The 17,936-nt window shown below is 64.7% G+C and carries 19 protein-coding genes and 2 tRNA genes; 3 read left to right on the top strand and 18 right to left on the bottom strand.

What is annotated here, in order from left to right:
* Positions 1-7: 7 nt before the first annotated feature.
* The 17 genes from DT343_RS05745 to DT343_RS05825 form a co-directional block, all read right to left on the bottom strand.
* Entirely contained in the window at positions 8-1,492 is a 1,485-nt protein-coding gene (locus DT343_RS05745) for an NADH-quinone oxidoreductase subunit M (protein WP_112862096.1), read from the bottom strand.
* 4 nt (positions 1,493-1,496) lie between these two features.
* The gene (gene nuoL, locus DT343_RS05750) at positions 1,497-3,584 is read right to left on the bottom strand and encodes an NADH-quinone oxidoreductase subunit L (RefSeq protein ID WP_112862097.1); all 2,088 of its coding nucleotides are present in this window, start codon (positions 3,582-3,584) and stop codon (positions 1,497-1,499) included.
* A 2-nt stretch (positions 3,585-3,586) separates the two neighbouring features.
* Positions 3,587-3,892 (bottom strand): NADH-quinone oxidoreductase subunit NuoK, encoded by a 306-nt coding sequence (gene nuoK, locus DT343_RS05755; protein ID WP_039247409.1) that lies wholly within the window; start codon positions 3,890-3,892, stop codon positions 3,587-3,589.
* Positions 3,892-4,518 carry an NADH-quinone oxidoreductase subunit J gene (locus tag DT343_RS05760; RefSeq protein WP_017503986.1) on the bottom strand — a complete coding sequence of 209 codons (627 nt, stop codon included), beginning with the start codon at positions 4,516-4,518 and terminating at the stop codon, positions 3,892-3,894. Before DT343_RS05760 ends, nuoK begins: the two co-directional genes overlap by 1 nt.
* Before the next feature lie 74 nt (positions 4,519-4,592).
* Positions 4,593-5,084 (bottom strand): NADH-quinone oxidoreductase subunit NuoI, encoded by a 492-nt coding sequence (gene nuoI / locus DT343_RS05765; RefSeq protein ID WP_017503987.1) that lies wholly within the window; start codon positions 5,082-5,084, stop codon positions 4,593-4,595.
* Positions 5,084-5,272 (bottom strand): hypothetical protein, encoded by a 189-nt coding sequence (locus DT343_RS05770; protein ID WP_038293444.1) that lies wholly within the window; start codon positions 5,270-5,272, stop codon positions 5,084-5,086. The genes nuoI and DT343_RS05770 overlap by 1 nt, the downstream gene beginning before the upstream one ends.
* On the bottom strand, positions 5,269-5,490 hold the full coding sequence (locus tag DT343_RS05775) for a hypothetical protein (protein WP_112862098.1): 222 nt from the start codon (positions 5,488-5,490) through the stop codon (positions 5,269-5,271). The genes DT343_RS05770 and DT343_RS05775 overlap by 4 nt, the downstream gene beginning before the upstream one ends.
* Positions 5,490-6,563, bottom strand: coding sequence for an NADH-quinone oxidoreductase subunit NuoH (gene nuoH / locus DT343_RS05780; protein ID WP_039247406.1), 1,074 nt, complete (start codon positions 6,561-6,563; stop codon positions 5,490-5,492). The genes DT343_RS05775 and nuoH overlap by 1 nt, the downstream gene beginning before the upstream one ends.
* A 3-nt stretch (positions 6,564-6,566) precedes the next feature.
* Positions 6,567-8,612 carry an NADH-quinone oxidoreductase subunit NuoG gene (gene nuoG / locus DT343_RS05785; protein ID WP_112862099.1) on the bottom strand — a complete coding sequence of 682 codons (2,046 nt, stop codon included), beginning with the start codon at positions 8,610-8,612 and terminating at the stop codon, positions 6,567-6,569.
* A complete protein-coding gene (locus DT343_RS05790) occupies positions 8,612-8,998 on the bottom strand; it encodes a hypothetical protein (protein ID WP_112862100.1) in 387 nt (128 codons plus the stop codon). Before DT343_RS05790 ends, nuoG begins: the two co-directional genes overlap by 1 nt.
* Positions 8,999-9,000: 2 nt before the next feature.
* Positions 9,001-10,314, bottom strand: coding sequence for an NADH-quinone oxidoreductase subunit NuoF (gene nuoF, locus DT343_RS05795; protein ID WP_039247403.1), 1,314 nt, complete (start codon positions 10,312-10,314; stop codon positions 9,001-9,003).
* A 5-nt stretch (positions 10,315-10,319) separates the two neighbouring features.
* Positions 10,320-10,583 carry a hypothetical protein gene (locus DT343_RS05800; RefSeq protein ID WP_017503994.1) on the bottom strand — a complete coding sequence of 88 codons (264 nt, stop codon included), beginning with the start codon at positions 10,581-10,583 and terminating at the stop codon, positions 10,320-10,322.
* Positions 10,583-11,260, bottom strand: a complete 678-nt coding sequence (gene nuoE / locus DT343_RS05805; RefSeq protein WP_112862101.1) for an NADH-quinone oxidoreductase subunit NuoE — start codon at positions 11,258-11,260, stop codon at positions 10,583-10,585. Before nuoE ends, DT343_RS05800 begins: the two co-directional genes overlap by 1 nt.
* Positions 11,257-12,435: an NADH-quinone oxidoreductase subunit D gene (locus DT343_RS05810; protein ID WP_088582886.1), complete on the bottom strand. Its 1,179-nt coding sequence runs from the start codon at positions 12,433-12,435 to the stop codon at positions 11,257-11,259. Before DT343_RS05810 ends, nuoE begins: the two co-directional genes overlap by 4 nt.
* Before the next feature lie 86 nt (positions 12,436-12,521).
* Positions 12,522-13,151 (bottom strand): NADH-quinone oxidoreductase subunit C, encoded by a 630-nt coding sequence (locus DT343_RS05815; RefSeq protein WP_017503997.1) that lies wholly within the window; start codon positions 13,149-13,151, stop codon positions 12,522-12,524.
* A complete protein-coding gene (locus DT343_RS05820) occupies positions 13,148-13,777 on the bottom strand; it encodes a NuoB/complex I 20 kDa subunit family protein (protein WP_112862102.1) in 630 nt (209 codons plus the stop codon). The genes DT343_RS05815 and DT343_RS05820 overlap by 4 nt, the downstream gene beginning before the upstream one ends.
* Entirely contained in the window at positions 13,747-14,124 is a 378-nt protein-coding gene (locus tag DT343_RS05825) for an NADH-quinone oxidoreductase subunit A (RefSeq protein WP_017503999.1), read from the bottom strand. The genes DT343_RS05820 and DT343_RS05825 overlap by 31 nt, the downstream gene beginning before the upstream one ends.
* Before the next feature lie 205 nt (positions 14,125-14,329).
* Here DT343_RS05825 and DT343_RS05830 point away from each other — a divergent pair, with 205 nt between their 5' ends.
* The 3 genes from DT343_RS05830 (at position 14,330) to DT343_RS05840 (ending at position 16,291) form a co-directional block, all read left to right on the top strand.
* Positions 14,330-15,961 (top strand): AbgT family transporter, encoded by a 1,632-nt coding sequence (locus DT343_RS05830; RefSeq protein ID WP_112862103.1) that lies wholly within the window; start codon positions 14,330-14,332, stop codon positions 15,959-15,961.
* A gap of 96 nt (positions 15,962-16,057) precedes the next feature.
* A tRNA-Asp gene (locus tag DT343_RS05835) sits at positions 16,058-16,134 on the top strand.
* Between the two features lie 80 nt (positions 16,135-16,214).
* Positions 16,215-16,291, top strand: a tRNA-Asp gene (locus DT343_RS05840).
* Positions 16,292-16,375: 84 nt separating this feature from the next.
* On the opposite strand, the gene DT343_RS05845 is transcribed toward DT343_RS05840, so the two are convergent.
* A complete protein-coding gene (locus DT343_RS05845; protein ID WP_112862104.1) occupies positions 16,376-17,626 on the bottom strand; it encodes a glycosyltransferase in 1,251 nt (416 codons plus the stop codon).
* Positions 17,627-17,936 lie beyond the last annotated feature (310 nt).

Consider the following 17,936-nt stretch of genomic DNA (forward strand, 5'->3'; position numbering starts at 1 on the left):
GTAAGTCTCACCCGCCGATCGCGGCGCGATACGCGTTGGTCAGGGCCTCGACGGCAGGCCCGGTGTAATCGAGGACAGAGGCCGGATGGACCCCCAGCCAGATGGTGCCGACGATCAGGGGCACGAACAGCAGCAGTTCGCGCTTGTCGATGTCGGTGATGGTCTCAAGCTTCAGATTGGTGATCTCGCCGAACATGACCGCGCGGTACAGGGTCAAAGCATAGACCGCCGAGAAGATGACGCCCGAGGCCGCGACCAGCGCCGCCCAGGTCGAGGCGTTGTAGGCCCCGGTCATGGTCAGAACTTCGCCGATGAAGCCCGAGGTGCCCGGCAGGCCGACGTTGGCCATCGTGAACATCAAAAAGATGGCGGCATACCACGGCATCTTGGACGTCAGGCCGCCGTAGAAGGCGATCTCGCGCGTGTGCATCCGGTCATAGACAACACCGACGCATAGGAACAACGCGCCCGAAATCAGGCCGTGGCTGATCATCTGGAAGATGGCGCCCTGCATGCCGATGTCGTTGCCGGCGAAGATGCCCAGGGTCACAAAGCCCATGTGGGCCACGGACGAATAGGCGATCAGCTTCTTGATATCCGTCTGACGCCAGGCGACCAGCGACGTATAGACGATGGCGATCACCGACAGGGTGAAGACCAGCGGCCGGAACATCTCCGACGCCATCGGGAACATGGGCACGTTGAACAGGATGAAGCCGTAGCCACCCAGCTTCAGCAGAATACCCGCCAGGATGACCGAACCCGCCGTCGGCGCCTGAACGTGGGCGTCGGGCAGCCAGGTGTGGACCGGCCACATCGGCATCTTCACCGCGAACGAGGCGAAGAAGGCCAGCCAAAGGATCGGCTGGACGGCCGGATCGAAAGCGAAACGCTTCAGCTCGGGAATGCTGGTGGTGCCCGCTTCATGCGCCATCCACAGCATGGCCAGCAGCATCAGGACGGACCCCAGCAGGGTGTAGAGGAAGAACTTGTAGGCCGCATAGATGCGGTTCTGACCGCCCCAGATGCCGATGATCAGGAACATCGGGACCAGCGTGCCTTCGAAGAAGATGTAGAAGAGGAACAGGTCCAGCGAGGTGAACACCCCGATGACCAGCGTCTCCAGCACCAGGAAGGCGATCATATATTCGACGACGCGCGTCTCGACAGACTTCCAGCTGGCCAGGATGCAGATCGGCATCAGGAAGGCCGTCAGGAGCACGAACAGGATCGAGATTCCGTCGACGCCCAGGTGATAGCTGGCGCCCGCGAACCACGGGACCATCTCCACGAACTGATAGCCGGTGTTCGCCGGATCGAAGCCGGCGACCAGCACGACCGACACCGCCAGGGTCACCAGGGTGGTGATCAACGCGATCCAGCGGGCGGCCGGCGCGGTGGCATCGGCCGATTTGGACGTCAGCCGGGCGGCGAAGATCGCCAGGGCCCCGACCAGGGGCAGGAATGTAACGAGGCTCAGGATGTAGGGCACGAGATCAGGCTCCCCACGCGAGGATGGCGAAGGTGAGCAGACCAGCCACCCCGAGCAGCATCACGAAGGCGTAGTGATAGACATAGCCGGACTGGATCTTGCCCAGTCGAGCGGCGGATTTCAGCGACACCCAGGCGGCGCCGTTCGGGCCCAGACCGTCGATGATCTTCACGTCGCAGATCTTCCAGAAGAAGTTCCCGATGGCGCGGAAGCCGCGCACGAAGACGAAGTCGTACAGCTCGTCGAAATACCACTTGTTGTAGAGGAAGCGGTAGATGACGCCGTTCCGCTCGGCCATGCGACGGCCCATGCCCTCGCGAGCGACGTAGATCCAATAGGCGACGGCGGTGCCGATCAGCGTCAGGATCAGCGGCGACCATTTCACCCAGGTCGGAACGTCGTGGCTTTCGTGCAGGACGTGGTTGTTCGCGCCGGTGAAGATCGCGCCACGCCAGAACTCGCCCTCATGGTGGCCGATGAAGTGCGGCGCGAAGACGAAGCCGGCGGCGACGGCGCCGACCGACAGCAGGATCAGCGGGATCAGCATGACCAGCGGACTCTCATGCGGCTTCAGCGGACCATGATGACCGTGGTCGTCATGCGCATGATCGTCGTGTTGATCGCCGACCGGCTCCGAATGGGTTTCCAGCTGGGCGTGGGAAGCGTGGTCGTCAGCATGATGCGCGTCGCCCTCTTCCTTCCACACCGGCTTGTTGTGGAAGGTCATGAAGACCAGGCGCCACGAATAGTAGGCCGTCAGACCGGCGGCGATGATGCCAACGAAGAAGGCGAACAGACCGATGGCCGAGTGACCCGAGGCTGCCGAAGCATAGGCGCTCTCGATGATCGAATCCTTGGAGTAGAATCCGGCGAAGCCGCCGACGCCGGGGATGCCAAGGCCGGTGATGGCGATGGTGCCGATGGTCATTACCGCATAGGTGACGGGCAGCAGCTTCCACAGACCGCCCATCTTCCGCATGTCCTGCTCGTGGTGCATGCCGTGGATCACCGAACCCGCGCCCAGGAACAGCAGGGCCTTGAAGAAGGCGTGCGTGAACAGGTGGAACATGGCGGCCTGATAGGCGCCGACGCCCGCCGCGAAGAACATGTAGCCCAGCTGCGAACAGGTCGAATAGGCGATGACCCGCTTGATGTCGTTCTGAGTCAGGCCGACCGTGGCGGCGAACAGGGCCGTGATGGCGCCGATGATGGCGATGATCTGCGACGCGCCCGGCGCATATTCATAGATCGGGCTCAGCAGGCAGACCATATAGACGCCGGCGGTGACCATGGTCGCGGCGTGGATCAGCGCCGAAACCGGGGTCGGACCTTCCATCGCGTCCGGCAACCAGGTGTGCAGGAAGAACTGGGCCGACTTGCCCATGGCGCCGATGAACAGCAGGAAGCCGGCCAGATCCAGCGCGGACCACTGGACGCCCAGGAACTCCCACGTCGTGCCGGCCTTGGTGGCGATCAGCGGGAACAGTTCGGCGAAGTTGATGGTGCCGTACATCCAGAAGATCGTCATGATCCCCAGCACGAAACCGAAGTCGCCGACGCGGTTGACGACGAAGGCCTTGATGGCGGCGGCGCTGGCCGTCGGCTTCTTGAACCAGAAGCCGATCAGCAGATAGGACGCCAGGCCCACGCCTTCCCAGCCGAAGAATATCTGCATGAAGTCGGCCGCCGTCACCAGCGCCAGCATCATGAAGGTGAACAGCGACAGATAGGCGAAGAAGCGCGGCCGGCTGTCGTCCTCGGCCATGTAGCCCCAGGAATACAGGTGAACCAGCGAGGACACGCTGGTGACCACGATCAGCATGGTCGCCGACAGGGCGTCGATGCGGATCGACCAGGCCGACTGGAAGTCGCCCACATTGATGAAGGGCGCCAGGCGAATGGTGAAGGGCTCAAGATGGCCCCAGGTCCACTGGCCGAACACCGTCCAAGCCACGGCGCACGAGAAGAACAGCAGGCCGGTCGTAATCGCTTGCGACGGGATGGCGCCGATCCGGCGTCCGAAGAAGCCGGCGATGGCCGCGCCCAGCAGCGGGGCGAAGATCCCGAGAATGACGAGGGTATGGAAGGTCACGCTCAGCCCTTCATCACGGAGGCGTCGTCCACGGCGATGTCGCCGCGGTTACGGAAGAAGGTCACCAGGATCGCCAGGCCGACGGCGGCCTCGGCCGCGGCGACGGTCAGGACGAACATCGCCATGATCTGCCCGCTGATCTCGTTCAGATAGGCAGAGAAGGCGACGAAGTTGATGTTTACGGCCAGCAGGATCAGCTCGATCGACATCAGGATGATGATGACGTTCTTGCGGTTCACGAAGATGCCGAACACCCCGATGGTGAACAGGATCGCAGCGACCGTCAGATAGTGGGTCAGACCGATCATCAGAGAAGCTCCTCGGCGCTGACGCCTTCGCCCGTGGCGGCGGACTTGATCTCGACCGACTTGCGACGGTCGCGGTTCACCTGGTCGCCGGGGTTCTGGCGTTTGATGTGCGGCTTGTGGCGCAGCGTCAGGGTGATGGCGCCGATCATCGCGATCAGCAGCACGATCCCGGCCGCCTGGAAGAAGTAGACATAGTCTGTGTAGAGCACGCGGCCGATCGCCTCGACGTTCGTCACGCTGGCGTCCGGCGCGCCCGGCGCCGGCAGGCCCGCAGCGGCGCCGCCCTGAACCACGGCGACCGAGACGATGATCATCTCCACCAGCAGCACAGCGGCGATGATGGCGCCCAGCGGCAGGTAGCGCGCGTAGCCTTCGCGCAGCTTCAGGAAGTCCACGTCCAGCATCATGACGACGAACAGGAACAGCACCGCGACCGCGCCCACATAGACGACGACCAGCAGCATCGCCAGGAACTCGGCGCCCAGCAGGACGAACAGACCCGCCGACGAGAAGAAGGCCAGGATCAACCACAGCACGCTGTGCACCGGGTTGCGCGCGGTCACGACCAGAAGGCCGGAAACCGTGGCGACCGCCGCCAGCAGATAGAAGGCTATGCCTTGCAGCATGTCGGGACGAAGCCCCTTTCGTATCGGCCGCGACCCCCTTTCAGGAATCGCCGACCCGTTTAGCGAGATGCGCCTTAGCGGTAAGGCGCGTCGAGTTCCAGATTCTTGGCGATCTGCCGTTCCCAGCGGTCGCCGTTATCAAGCAGGCGTTGCTTGTCGTAGAGCAGCTCTTCGCGCGTCTCGACGGCGAACTCCGAGTTCGGGCCTTCAACGATGGCGTCCACCGGGCAGGCCTCCTGGCACAGGCCGCAGTAGATGCATTTGACCATGTCGATATCGTAGCGCGTCGTGCGGCGGCTGCCGTCGGCGCGCGGCTCGGCCTCGATGGTGATGGCCTGGGCGGGGCAGATGGCTTCGCACAGCTTGCAGGCGATGCAGCGTTCCTCGCCGTTCGCATAGCGACGCAGCGCATGCTCGCCACGGAAGCGCGGCGACTGCGGATTGCGCTCGAACGGATAGTTCACCGTCATCTTGGGACGGGCCATATATTTCAGCGACAGACCGATGGCGCCGATGACGTCCAGCATCATCGCGCCCTTGGTCGCCTGGACGATACGGGTGAACATCAGGGCTTATCCTTGGGGGCGGGCGTCGTCGGAGTTTGGGAGGCGGTCGGCTGTCTGCCGCGCCAGTCGCGCTCGATGCGCTCCTGACGACGTTCCCACTGATAGCTGGATTCCGGCATGCGCGTATCGGGCGCACAGGCCAAGAGGGCTGGCGTCGCGGCAAGCGTCGACAGGAAAAGACGGGTCATCGCGCCACCCGTATGCGGTTCTTGCAGTCGTTCGACTCAAAGTGGGGATCGTCCGGGCTCATCATCCGGCACAGGCGAAGGCGTTCGTCGTCATGGCGACGCTCGATAGCGCGTTCATCCGCCGAGGGCTGACGTTCAGCCGGCCAGATCTTGCCGGGCGCACAGGCGCCTAGTGTGGACAGGGCGACCAAGCCTGGCACGAGATGACGCTTGTTCATCACGACCCCACCACGAAGACGCGCCAGGCCGACACGATCACGACCGCGACCAGCGACGTCGGCAGGAAGATTTTCCAGCCCAGGCGCATCAGTTGGTCATAGCGATAGCGCGGCACGAAGGCCTTCACCATCGAGATCATGATGAACCAGAAGACCGTCTTGGCCATGAAGGTCAGCAGATAGATCGTATAGGCAATCCAGGCCGGCAGCCCATCCATCCAGGCCTGTGGCACGCCGGGGTTCCAGCCGCCGAAGAACAGCAGGCTGATCATCGCCGACATGAAGACGATGTTGACGTACTCGCCCATCATGAACAGCAGATACGGCGTCGAGCTGTATTCGACCTGATAACCGGCGACCAGTTCGGATTCGGCCTCGGGCAGGTCGAACGGCGGGCGGTTGGTCTCGGCCAAAGCCGAGATGAAGAAGATGATCGACATCGGGAACAGGATCACGACCAGCGGCCAGGTGTCGGCGCCGCCGCCGAAGCCGTACCAGTTCCAGAACATGCCCTTCTGGCTGTCGACGATCGCCGACAGGTTCATGGTGCCGGCCAGCAGGATCACATTGATGATGATCAGGCCCAGCGAGACTTCATAGGACACCATCTGCGCCGCCGAACGCAGCGAGCCCAGGAAGGGATACTTCGAGTTTGAAGCCCAGCCGCCCATGATGATGCCGTAAACGCCCAGCGACGACACGGCGAAGATGTACAGGATGCCGACGTTCAGGTCCGACACGACCCAGCCGGGCGCGAACGGAATGACCGCCCAAGCCATGAAGGCCAGGATGACGGTGATGATCGGCGCGATGATGAAGACCGCCTTGTCCGCGCCGGCCGGGATCACGACCTCCTTCAGCACGAACTTGATCATGTCCGCGAAGGATTGAAGCAGGCCGAAGGGACCGACGACGTTCGGACCCTTGCGCATCTGCACCCCGGCCCAGACCTTGCGGTCGGCCAGCAGCAGGAAGGCGACGGCGATCAGCACGCCGACCGTGATCAGCAGGACCTGGCCGACCGTGATCAGCGTCCAGCCCAGAGGCGTGGCCCAGAAGGAAACGGGGTCCATGGCTTACTCCGCCGCCATTGCGACCGGCTGGGTCCGCAGGGCGGACAGCTCGGCCATCGTCGCGCTGGCGCGCGCTATCGGATTGGAAAGATACGGGTCGGTCACCGCCGACACGAAGGCGCGGTCGCCCAGATCGCCCTTGGCGCCCAGGGCCGCCACGTCGAACGTCGCCGGCGCGGGCAGATAGTCGATCCGGCCGAAGGTCGGATGATCGCCCATCAGCTTGGCGCGCAGTTGCTCCAGCGTGTCGTAAGGCAGGGTTTGATCGACGCGCGCCGACAGGGCGCGGATGATGGCCCAGTCTTCCTTGGCCTCGCCCTTGGGGAAGACGACGCGTTCGGCCATCTGCACCCGGCCCTCGGTGTTGACGTACAGGCCGGCCTTCTCGGTATAGGCCGCGCCCGGCAGGATCACGTCCGCGCCGTGCGCGCCGCGGTCGCCGTGGCTGCCCAGATAGACGCGGAAGGCGTTCGAGCCGGTCGGATCGACCTCATCGGCGCCCAGCAGGAACAGCACGTCAAGCGCATCCGGCTTCAGCATTTCGGCGACAGTCAGGCCGCCGTCAGCCGGCACGAAGCCCATGTCCAGACCGGCCACGCGCGAGGCGGCGTGGTGCAGGACGTTGAACCCGTTCCAGCCGTCAGCGACGACGCCGACCTTCTTGGCCAGAGCGCCGAGTGCGTTCAGGACGGCCGGACCGCCCTCCCCGCCCAGCGCGCCGGAGCCGACGATGATCGCCGGACGCTCGGCCTTGGTCAGGAAGTCCAGCGCCGATTTCGGAAGCTTGGCCAACGTCTGCGTGCCTGCGCCCAGATAGGCGTAGTCGAACGTCAGGTCAGCCTGTTCGCCGATCAGACCGATCTCCATGTCGCCCTTCAGCCAGGCCTTGCGCAGGCGGGCGTTCAGCAGCGGCGCCTCGGTGCGCGGATTGGCGCCGACGATCAGAACGGCGTCAGCCTTTTCAATGCCTTCCAGGCCGGAGTTGAACAGCCATCCTTCACGCGGGCCATAACCCACGGCGGCCCCGTCCTGGCGGCAGTCGGTGTTGTTCGACCCCAGGGCGCGGAACAGGTCCAGCGTCGCCTTCATCGACTCGGCGTCCTGCAGATCGCCGGCGATGACGCCGATGCGGTCGGCCGGTGCGGCCTTCAGCTTGGCGGCGACGGCGTCCAGCGCCTCGTTCCACGAGGCGGCGCGCAGCTTGCCGTTCTCACGGATCCACGGACGGTCCAGACGACGCGCGGTCAGGCCGTCGACGACGTAGCGGCTCTTGTCCGACAGCCACTCCTCATTGATGCCTTCGTTGACGCGCGGCAGCACGCGCATGACCTCGGACCCGCGATAGTCGGCGCGGATGTTGGAGCCTAGGGCGTCCATGACGTCGATGGTCTCGGTCTTCTTCAGTTCCCACGGACGATAGTGGTATTGCCACGGGCGGTGCGTCAGGGCGCCGACCGGGCACAGGTCATTGACGTTGCCCGACAATTCCGAGGCGACCGACTTCTCTAGATAGGTCGTGATCTCGGCGTCCTCGCCGCGCGAGATCATGCCGATGTCGGGCACGCCGGCGACTTCGGTGATGAAGCGAACGCAGCGCGTGCACTGGATGCAGCGCGTCATGAAGGTCTTGATGGTCGGACCCATCGCCTTTTCTTCGACCGCGCGCTTGTTCTCCGAATAGCGCGAGCCGTCCCGGCCGTAGCCGACCGACTGGTCCTGCAGGTCACATTCGCCGCCCTGGTCGCAGATCGGGCAATCCAGCGGGTGGTTGATGAGCAGGAACTCCATCACCCCTTCGCGGGCCTTCTTGACCATCGGCGTGTCGGTGAAGATCTCCTGCCCTTCGGCGGCCGGAAGCGCGCACGAAGCCTGCGGCTTCGGCGGTCCAGGCTTCACCTCGACCAGGCACATGCGGCAGTTGCCGGCGATGGACAGGCGCTCGTGATAGCAGAAGCGCGGAATCTCTTGTCCGGCGCGTTCGGCGACCTGGAGCACGGTCATGCCGGGCTCGAACTCGGTTTCGACGCCGTTGACCTTGGCGATAGGCATCAGCGGGCCTCTTGCTTGGCGGCGGGAGCCGCCATTTGTACATCCACGGACATCCGCTGACCGTCGCGGAACAGGCCCGCACCGTCGGCTTCCGCCCGGCATTCGAATTCCAGCCTGCCGCCATCGACCGGCGCGCGCCACGACACCTGGGCCGTGCGTTCGCCGGCGGCGGTGAAGACGACGGCGTCGCCTTCCTGGCCATACATGCGGTTCACCACGTCGCGGCAAGCCGTCTCGAGGTTCGCCGGAGCCGCCGTCGCGGCAGGAGCCACTTCAGCAGGAGCCGCCGTCGCGGGCGCGGTCGACGCGTCAGGCGCAGCCTTTTCCCCCTCGCCGCAAGCGGCGAGGATCGGAAGCGTCAGCAACAGGGCGACGGCGAGGCGCATCTCTACTCCGCCGCGATCGCGTGGCCGGCGAAGTTCGCGCGGCGGCTGCGATAGTTGGCGATCCGCTCTTCGATCTCGTGACGGAAATGACGGATCAGGCCCTGAACCGGCCAGGCGGCGGCGTCGCCGAGGGCGCAGATCGTGTGCCCCTCCACCTGTCCGGCGACGTCCAGCAGCAGGTCGATTTCCGACGGATCGGCCTCGCCCACGGCCATCCGCTCCAGCACGCGCCACATCCAGCCGGTGCCTTCGCGGCACGGCGTGCACTGGCCGCAGCTCTCGTGCTTGAAGAAGTAGCTGATGCGGGCGATCGCCTTCACGATGTCGGTGGACTCGTCCATCACCGTCACGCCGGCGGTGCCCAGCGAAGAGCGAACCTCGCGCATGGAATCGAAGTCCATCAGGACCGTCTCGGCCTGTTCGCGCGTGATCACCGGGCAGGACGCGCCGCCGGGGATGATGGCCTTCAGATTGCTCCAGCCGCCACGCACGCCGCCGCCGTGATCCTCGATCAGCTGACGCAGCGGGATCGACATGGCCTCTTCGACCACGCAGGGCGTGTTCACGTGGCCGGACAGCGACATCAGCTTGGTGCCGGTGTTGTTCGGACGGCCGAAACTGGCGAACCAGTCGGCGCCGCGACGCAGGATGGTGCCGACGACGGCGATCGACTCGACGTTGTTCACCGTGGTCGGGCAGCCGTACAGGCCCGCGCCGGCCGGGAACGGCGGCTTCAGGCGCGGCTGGCCCTTCTTGCCTTCCAGCGATTCCAGCAGGGCCGTCTCTTCGCCGCAGATGTAGGCGCCCGCACCGTGGTGGATATAGACGTGGAAGTCCCAGCCATGGACATTGCCGTCGCCGATCAGCTTGGCCTCATAGGCCTGCTTGACGGCGGCTTCCATTCGCTCGCGCTCCAGCACGTATTCGCCGCGCAGATAGATGTAGCAGGCGTGGGCCTGCATCGCGAAGCTGGCGATCAGCGCGCCTTCGATCAGCAGGTGCGGATCATGGCGCATGATCTCGCGGTCCTTGCAGGTCGCGGGCTCGGATTCGTCGGCGTTGATGACCAGGTAGTGAGGACGATCCTTCACTTCCTTGGGCATGAACGACCACTTCAGGCCGGTCGAGAAGCCCGCGCCGCCGCGGCCACGCAGACCCGAGGCCTTGACGTTGTTGATGATCCAGTCGCGGCCAAGGTCCAGCATGTCCTTGGTGGCGTTCCAGGCGCCGCGGTTCTTCGCCCCGTCCAGCGTCCAGTCGTGGAAGCCGTACAGGTTGGTGAAGATGCGATCCTTGTCTTCGAGAATGCCGACCATGGCCCTCAGAGTCCTTCCGCCAGACGGCGCTTGTGGTGGCGCGTGCGCATCCAGATGGCCGCGATGACCATCACCCAGCCCGCCGCCAGCATGAAGTAGGAGAGATTGACCGCCCACGGTCCGACTGCGCCCTGACGCGAGATCAGGATCAGAACGGCCGCGCCGACGACCATGGCCAGGCCGCCCGCGCGCAGCGGACGCCCGACGTTGCGCAGTTCCTTGCGGTAGGCTGCGCGGCCCTCCTCGGTGTTCAGATCCGGCGGCGACATCAGGCCGGCGCCTTCTCGACCGGCGCGGGGTCGCTGTTCGGCAGCTTCTTGATCGGCTTGGCCGCCGAGCCGTCATACAGCGTCGCATCCAGCAGTGTCTTGGCCCCGCCTTGCGGCGCCGCATTGGTGCGACCGATGTAGGAGCCCGGCTCGGGCGTCTTGCCGGCGGCGAAGTCGTCGATGATCCGGCCGATCGTCTCGGGTGTCAGGTCCTCGAAATAATAGTCGTTGATCTGGGCCATCGGCGCGTTGGAGCAGGCGCCCAGGCACTCGACTTCCTGCCAGGTGAAGCGGCCGTCGGCGGACAGATGATCCTTGGGACCGATCTTCTCCTTGCAGACGCGCATCAGCTCATTGGCGCCGCGCAGCATGCACGGCGTGGTGCCGCACACCTGGATCAGCGCCGTCTTGCCGACCGGCTCCAGCATGAACATGGTGTAGAAGGTCGCGACCTCCAGCACCCGGATGTAGGCCATGTCCAGCAGCTCGGCGATCGCGCGGATAGCGGGTTCGGACACCCAGCCTTCCTGCTTCTGCACCAGCCACAGGATCGGGATCACCGCCGACTGACGGCGGCTTTCGGGATACTTCTTGATCCACCATTCAGCCTTGGCGGTCGTATCGGCCGAAAAGGCGAACGAGGCGGGCTGTTCCTTGGCGAGACGACGAACGCTCATCGGTCCACTTCTCCGAAAACGATGTCGAGCGAGCCCAGGATGGCGGACACGTCGGCCAGCTGGTGGCCTCGGTTCATCCAGTCCATCGCCTGCAGCGAGCGGAAGCCCGGCGCCGAGATCTTCACGCGATAGGGTTTGTTGGTGCCGTCCGACACCAGATAGATGCCGAACTCGCCCTTGGGCGCCTCGACCGAGGCGTAGACCTCGCCCTCGGGCGTCTTGAAGCCTTCGGTGTAGAGCTTGAAGTGGTGGATCAGCGACTCCATCGACCGCTTCATCTCGCCACGGCGCGGCGGGACAATCTTGTTGTCTTCGACCATCACCGGCTCGCCGGGGCAGTTGCGCAGCTTGTGGATGCACTGCTCCATGATCCGCACCGACTGCTTCATCTCCTCGATGCGCACCAGATAGCGGTCCCAGCAGTCGCCGTTCTTGCCGACGACCACGTCGAAGTCGAGCTCGGCATAGCACTCATAGGGCTGCGACTTGCGCAGGTCCCAGGCGATGTTCGAGCCGCGCAGCATCACGCCGGTGAAGCCCCATTCCAGGGCCTGCTGCTTGGACACCACGCCGATGTCGACGTTGCGCTGCTTGAAGATGCGGTTCTCGGTGACCAGGCTTTCGATGTCCTTCAGCGCCGGCGGGAACTCGTGGCACCAGCGGCCGATGTCGTCGATCAGGTCCATCGGCAGGTCCTGGTGGACGCCGCCGGGACGGAAGTAGTTGGCGTGCAGACGGGCGCCGCAAGCGCGCTCGTAGAACACCATCAGCTTTTCGCGTTCCTCGAAGCCCCAGAGCGGCGGCGTCAGGGCGCCGACGTCCATGGCCTGGGTCGTCACGTTCAGCATGTGCGACAGGATGCGGCCGATTTCCGAATACAGGACGCGGATCAGCTGCGCCCGGTACGGAACCTCGATGCCCAGCAGCTTCTCGATGGCCAGGCAGAAGGCGTGCTCCTGGTTCATCGGCGAGACGTAGTCCAACCGGTCCAGATACGGCACGTTCTGAAGGTAGGTGCGGGCCTCCATCAGCTTTTCGGTGCCGCGGTGCAGCAGACCGATGTGCGGATCGACGCGCTCGACGATCTCGCCGTCAAGCTCCAGCACCAGGCGCAGCACGCCGTGCGCGGCCGGGTGTTGCGGACCGAAGTTGATGGTGAACTTGCGGTCTTCCATCTCGCGCGCGTGGGCGGTGCGGGTGTCGAGGTCGTCCTCGAACACATCGACGCCCAGCGGCGCCACGGTGGGGTTTCCGTCAGCCATTACGCCTGGCCTCCCGCCTTCTCGTCGCCGGGCAGGACCGGCGCGGGGTATTCGGCGCCCTCCCAGGGCGACAGGAAATCGAAGGTGCGGAACTCTTGGGTCAGCTTGACCGGCTCATAGACCACGCGGCGCTGCTCCTCGTCGTACCGGACCTCGACATAGCCCGTCATCGGGAAGTCCTTGCGCAGCGGATGGCCTTCGAAACCATAGTCCGTCAGCAGGCGACGCATGTCCGGGTGGCCTGAGAACAGCATGCCGTACATGTCGTAGGCTTCACGCTCGAACCAGTTGGCGGCCGGATAGGCCGAGATGACAGACGGCACCGGCTGGGTCTCGTCGGTCGAGACCTTGACGCGCAGGCGCGCGTTCCGCGTCATCGACAGCAGGTGATAGACGACCTCGAACCGCTCTTTGCGATCCGGATAGTCCACGCCGCACAGGTCGAGCAGCTGCTGGAAGCCGAATTGATCGCGCAGCGTCGTCAGCACCTCGACGATCCGCTCGCGCGGCGCGACCAGCGTCAGCTCGCCGAACGCCACCTGGGCCTCGACGCCCAGGGCGCCGACCATCTCCGCGCCCAGCGGCGTCAAGGCGGCTTCGTGTTGCGCTTGAACAGCCAGAGAGGTCATCGGTCGATGGTCCCCGTGCGACGGATCTTCTTCTGCAGTTGCAGCAGGCCGTACAGCAGCGCCTCGGCCGTCGGCGGGCAGCCGGGCACATAGACGTCCACCGGCACCACGCGGTCGCAACCGCGCACGACGCTGTAACTATAGTGGTAGTAGCCGCCGCCGTTGGCGCAGCTGCCCATCGACACGACGTAGCGCGGATCGGGCATCTGGTCGTAAACCTTGCGGATGGCCGGGGCCATCTTGTTGGTCAGAGTGCCGGCGACGATCATCAGGTCCGACTGACGCGGGCTGGCGCGCGGCGCCATTCCGAAGCGCTCGACATCGAAGCGCGGCATCGACATCTGGATCATCTCGACGGCGCAGCAGGCCAGGCCGAAGGTCATCCACATCAGCGAGCCCGTGCGGGCCCAGTTGATGACGTCGTCGGCGGCGGCGACCAGATAGCCGCGCTCGCCGAGCTCCATGTTCACGGCCTCGAAGAACTTGTCGTGGACCTTGGGGTCATAACCCTCGACAGTCGAACGCGCACCGGCGCCGGCCGGAACCAGCGGCGCGCCCGATGCGGACACCAGGCCTGCGGGCTTGGAAGCGGCGATTACTCCCATTCCAGGGCTCCCTTCTTCCATTCGTAGATGAAGCCGATGGTCAGCACGCCCAGGAAGACCATCATCGACCAGAAGGCGAAGACCATGCCGGCGTGCGACAGATCGAACATCGACACCGCCCACGGGAACAGGAAGGCGACTTCCAGGTCGAAGATAATGAATAGGATCGACACCAGATAGAAGCGGATGTCGAACTTCATCCGGGCATCGTCAAAGGCGTTGAAGCCGCACTCATAGGCCGACAGCTTCTCGCTGTCGGGGCTCTTCGGCGCCAGCAGCAGCGGCAGCACGATGAAAAGAATGCCGATGAAGGCGGCTACGCCGGCGAAGACCAGAACCGGAAGATATTCGAGAAGGAATGCGTTCATTCGAAGAACCTCGTCCGCCGGGGAGAGGCGGGATTCGGCGCTTCTTAGACCCAAGACCGCCGCCGTTCAAACCCCTGCGGCCATTGGATTTTCATTGAGAACGGCTCGCAACTTTGCGCGCCATATGTCGCAGGGCCGACGCTTGCGCGTCGCAGGGCTGCAAAGGCCTATTGGCGGGCCGATCGCGTAACCGAAAGTCATCCGAATGAGCCTAGCCAGCCGCGCCCTGAACGCTGTCGAGCGGATTGGTAATCGACTTCCCGATCCTGTGTTCCTGTTCCTGTGGCTGATCGGCGGTTTGATCGTCCTCAGCATGGTCGGCGCGGGCCTGGGCTGGTCCGCCGTAAATCCGGTCACCGGCGATCAACTGGTCGCCAAGAGCCTGCTGTCCGCCGAAAATCTGGAACAGTTGATCATCGGCATGCCGCGCACCCTGGCGGACTTCCCGCCTCTCGGCATCGTCATCACCATCATCTATGGTGCTTCGGTCGCCGAACGCACGGGGATGTTCGCGACCGCCATTCGCGGCGCCCTGCTGAACGCACCGCGTTCCATACTGACGCCCGTCGTAGTGATCACCGGCATGGTGTCCCATCACGCGTCAGACGCCTCCTATGTCGTGGTCATCCCGCTGGCGGCCGTCATCTTCGCCGCAGCGGGCCGCCATCCGCTGGCAGGTCTGGCCGCAGGCTTCGCCGCCGTGTCGGGCGGATACGCCGGCAACCTGTTCCCTGGCGCCAGCGACGCCTTGATCCTGGGCATCACCGAGCCGGCCGCCCGTCTGATCGATCCGTCCTATTCGGTCAACATCGCAGGCAACTGGTTCTTCATCGTGGGAGTCGTCTTCGTCTTCACCCCCATCGTCTGGTTCCTGACCGATCGGGTGATCGAGCCGCGCCTCGGCGTCTGGAAACCGTCAGAGGGCGTCGCCGCACCGAACGCTTCGGAAAAACAGCCCCTGACCGCTGCCGAAAGGCGCGGCCTGAAGTTCGCCGGTCTGGCGCTTCTGGGAATGATCGCGCTTTGGGCCCTGCTGACCTTCATACCGGGCTCGCCGTTCGTCGATCCCGACGTGGATCCGGAGCAGAAGTTCAATCCGCTCTACAAGTCCCTGGTCGCCTTCTTCGCCATCACCTTCTTCGTCACCGGCGGCGCCTATGGCGCGGGAGCCGGCACGATCCAGTCGCACCGCGACATGGTCACGATGATGCGCGACGGCATAGCCCAGTTGGCGCCCTATATCGTGCTGGCCTTCTTCGCCGCCCACTTCGTGGCTATGTTCAATTGGTCGGGCCTGGGGCCGATCCTGGCGGTCAATGCGGCGGCCGGACTGAAGACCCTGGCCCTGCCCGCCCCGCTGCTTCTGATCTGCGTCGTCTTTGTCTCCTGCTTCTTCGACTTGTTCATCGGCTCGGCCTCAGCCAAATGGTCGGCCCTGGCGCCCATCGTGGTGCCGATGTTCATGCTGCTGGGCATTTCGCCCGAGATGACGACCGCCGCCTATCGCATGGGCGATTCCGTCACCAACATCGCCACGCCGCTGATGAGCTACTTCCCGCTGATCCTGACCTTCGCCCAGCGTTGGGATCCGCGATTCGGCTTGGGATCGTTGATGGCGACCATGCTGCCCTACGCCGGGGCCTTCCTGATCGCCGGTCTGGCCATGGTGGCGGCCTGGGTCGCCTTCGACCTGCCGCTGGGGCCGGGCGTCGGCGTCCACTATGAGCCGCCGCCTCCCGCCGTGGCGGCCCATGAGCCTGCCGACGGCGGCGTAGCGGGCCCGCACAGCCCGCCCCAGGCGGCGATCGTCACACCGTCCACAGCCCCGTCGCGTTGAGGCGCGCGTTTCTCCGAAAAGGTCGCTTGACGCGATGTGTCAGCCCGCCTAAACGACGCCCCTCGCCGGGGCGCACAGCCGCTTCGGCCGGGAAACGCGGGTGTAGCTCAGTTGGTTAGAGTGCCGGCCTGTCACGCCGGAGGTCGCGGGTTCGAGCCCCGTCACTCGCGCCACTCTTTCTAGAAATAGAAGAGTGGCGCACACCGCCTTCCCAAAAAGCTTTCGAAACAGCTCAAAAGTTTCGACCTGATACGCGGGTGTAGCTCAGTTGGTTAGAGTGCCGGCCTGTCACGCCGGAGGTCGCGGGTTCGAGCCCCGTCACTCGCGCCACTTCTTTTCAAGACATCGATAAAAGAAGTGGCGCGCTTCCGTTTTCGGAAACGCGCCATTCGAACGCGTCGGGGCCCTGGCCGCTCAGTGCAGCGGCAATGCCATATCCGGGTTCACGAACGCCGCTTCACCCGTCAGCTCGCCATAGACCATGCAGAGGTCTTCGAAGACGCGGTTCCAGGCGAACTGGCTGACCGCCTTTTCGCGCGCCGCCCGGCCGATCGCTTCGATGTCGCGCGCGAACAGCGCCTCGACCGCCTGAGCATAGTCGTCCGCGTCGGCGCTGGCGGCCAGTTGCCCCACGCTTTCGTCGACGGTTTCGGCGACCCCGCCCGCGTTGACCCCGACGACGGGCTGGCCGCAGGCCATGGCCTCCAGCACGATCAGCCCGAACGGCTCCTTGTCATTGGCGTGAACGAAGGCGTCGCAGCTGGCGATGATCTTGGCCACCGCCTTGGGATCGCTTTCATAGGGCATGGAAATGACGCGATCTTCCTCGGGCATCCCAGCCCCAGCGCCGACCAGAACCAGGTGATAGGGGGCGCCCAGCTTCTGAACCGCCTCGATCAGCACATCGACATTCTTTTCCTTGGCCGGACGACCTGCGAAGCACAGCAGACGCGCGTCGTCGCCCAAACCCAGCTGTTTCAGCAGCCACTGCCGGTCACGGCGTTCCGGACGGAAGGTGTCGATCTCCACGCCCAGAGGCCGAATGACGATGTTGTTCACACCGGCCTCTTCCAGGCGCCGCGCGATAAAGCGGCTGGGCGACACGACCCGATCGAACTGTGAAAACAGCTTCGCCCAGCGCTTCTCCACCGGCTTCTTGGCCCATTCGCCGAAATGCAACGCCGCCAGCCCGGCCGGATCAGAGTGGCAGAAGCCGACGACCGGGCATCCGACCCGCTGGCCGGCCTCCAAAGCCCCCTGCCCCGGCGTGTAAGGGTCTCCGGCCTCGATGATCGACGGCTTCATCGCCGCCACCCAGGCGCTCCAGCGCTTCACCGAGCTGGGCCAACGATAGCCGTCGCCGAACGGCAGCTTGGTCGCCCGCAGTTGCACGATGCCGTCGGCCCTCGCCTTGTGACGCGCGCCGGGCACGATCAGCGAGTGACTGACCCCCGGCCGATTGGCCTCGATCCACGCCTTCTTGGACAGGATATAGCGCTTCACCCCGCCTGAGCGCGGCGCATAGAGCATTGTGCTGTCCACCAGCCGGGGCCGCTCGTCCATCGCCGCCGCCTTCAGGGCCCGCAGCGTATCGGCGACTTCCACGTCCAGCCCCGGAATCAGTCGGAGTTCGCTTTCCTGAACGTCGAGGTCTGTCATGCTCATGGAGTGTTCTCGCCTGGTCTGGGCTGTCGAACGCCGAAGGGGTTCGATGGATGCGTCCACGAGACGCAGCCTCTAAGACCGTTCGACGCCCGTAAACCCGGGCGCGGCAAAGCTCAAGTGCGCGCAGTCGCGATTCCCTCCGCATTCGGCCTATCGGGCATCGACGAGCGAACGCGGGTCGCATTACAGGATTGCCTAAGGACCATCACGGCCTTGCATTCGCCTCAAATTCGATAAACTTGGAACGCTGGCGCGGACCCTGCTAAGGGGTCTCCCGTAACGTGACGCGTGACCACCAGGGGTTTCTACC

The organism is Brevundimonas vesicularis, assembly GCF_900445985.1.
Lineage (GTDB): Bacteria > Pseudomonadota > Alphaproteobacteria > Caulobacterales > Caulobacteraceae > Brevundimonas > Brevundimonas vesicularis_D.

Excerpts from the sequence above, each read along its gene's own strand:
- nuoF (WP_039247403.1), bottom strand. The coding sequence starts at position 10,314 with ATGGTCGGCATTCTCGAAGACAAGGATCGCATCTTCACCAACCTGTAC.
- DT343_RS05775 (WP_112862098.1), bottom strand. The coding sequence starts at position 5,490 with ATGAACAAGCGTCATCTCGTGCCAGGCTTGGTCGCCCTGTCCACACTA.
- nuoI (WP_017503987.1), bottom strand. The coding sequence starts at position 5,084 with ATGTTCACCCGTATCGTCCAGGCGACCAAGGGCGCGATGATGCTGGAC.
- DT343_RS05815 (WP_017503997.1), bottom strand. The coding sequence starts at position 13,151 with ATGACCTCTCTGGCTGTTCAAGCGCAACACGAAGCCGCCTTGACGCCG.
- nuoG (WP_112862099.1), bottom strand. The coding sequence starts at position 8,612 with ATGCCTATCGCCAAGGTCAACGGCGTCGAAACCGAGTTCGAGCCCGGC.
- DT343_RS05830 (WP_112862103.1), top strand. The coding sequence starts at position 14,330 with ATGAGCCTAGCCAGCCGCGCCCTGAACGCTGTCGAGCGGATTGGTAAT.
- nuoH (WP_039247406.1), bottom strand. The coding sequence starts at position 6,563 with ATGGACCCCGTTTCCTTCTGGGCCACGCCTCTGGGCTGGACGCTGATC.
- DT343_RS05800 (WP_017503994.1), bottom strand. The coding sequence starts at position 10,583 with ATGTCGCCGCCGGATCTGAACACCGAGGAGGGCCGCGCAGCCTACCGC.
- nuoE (WP_112862101.1), bottom strand. The coding sequence starts at position 11,260 with ATGAGCGTTCGTCGTCTCGCCAAGGAACAGCCCGCCTCGTTCGCCTTT.
- DT343_RS05810 (WP_088582886.1), bottom strand. The coding sequence starts at position 12,435 with ATGGAAGACCGCAAGTTCACCATCAACTTCGGTCCGCAACACCCGGCC.
- DT343_RS05845 (WP_112862104.1), bottom strand. The coding sequence starts at position 17,626 with ATGAGCATGACAGACCTCGACGTTCAGGAAAGCGAACTCCGACTGATT.
- DT343_RS05770 (WP_038293444.1), bottom strand. The coding sequence starts at position 5,272 with ATGACCCGTCTTTTCCTGTCGACGCTTGCCGCGACGCCAGCCCTCTTG.
- DT343_RS05760 (WP_017503986.1), bottom strand. The coding sequence starts at position 4,518 with ATGCTGCAAGGCATAGCCTTCTATCTGCTGGCGGCGGTCGCCACGGTT.
- DT343_RS05790 (WP_112862100.1), bottom strand. The coding sequence starts at position 8,998 with ATGCGCCTCGCCGTCGCCCTGTTGCTGACGCTTCCGATCCTCGCCGCT.
- DT343_RS05825 (WP_017503999.1), bottom strand. The coding sequence starts at position 14,124 with ATGAACGCATTCCTTCTCGAATATCTTCCGGTTCTGGTCTTCGCCGGC.
- nuoK (WP_039247409.1), bottom strand. The coding sequence starts at position 3,892 with ATGATCGGTCTGACCCACTATCTGACGGTCGCTGCGATCCTGTTCACC.
- DT343_RS05820 (WP_112862102.1), bottom strand. The coding sequence starts at position 13,777 with ATGGAAGAAGGGAGCCCTGGAATGGGAGTAATCGCCGCTTCCAAGCCC.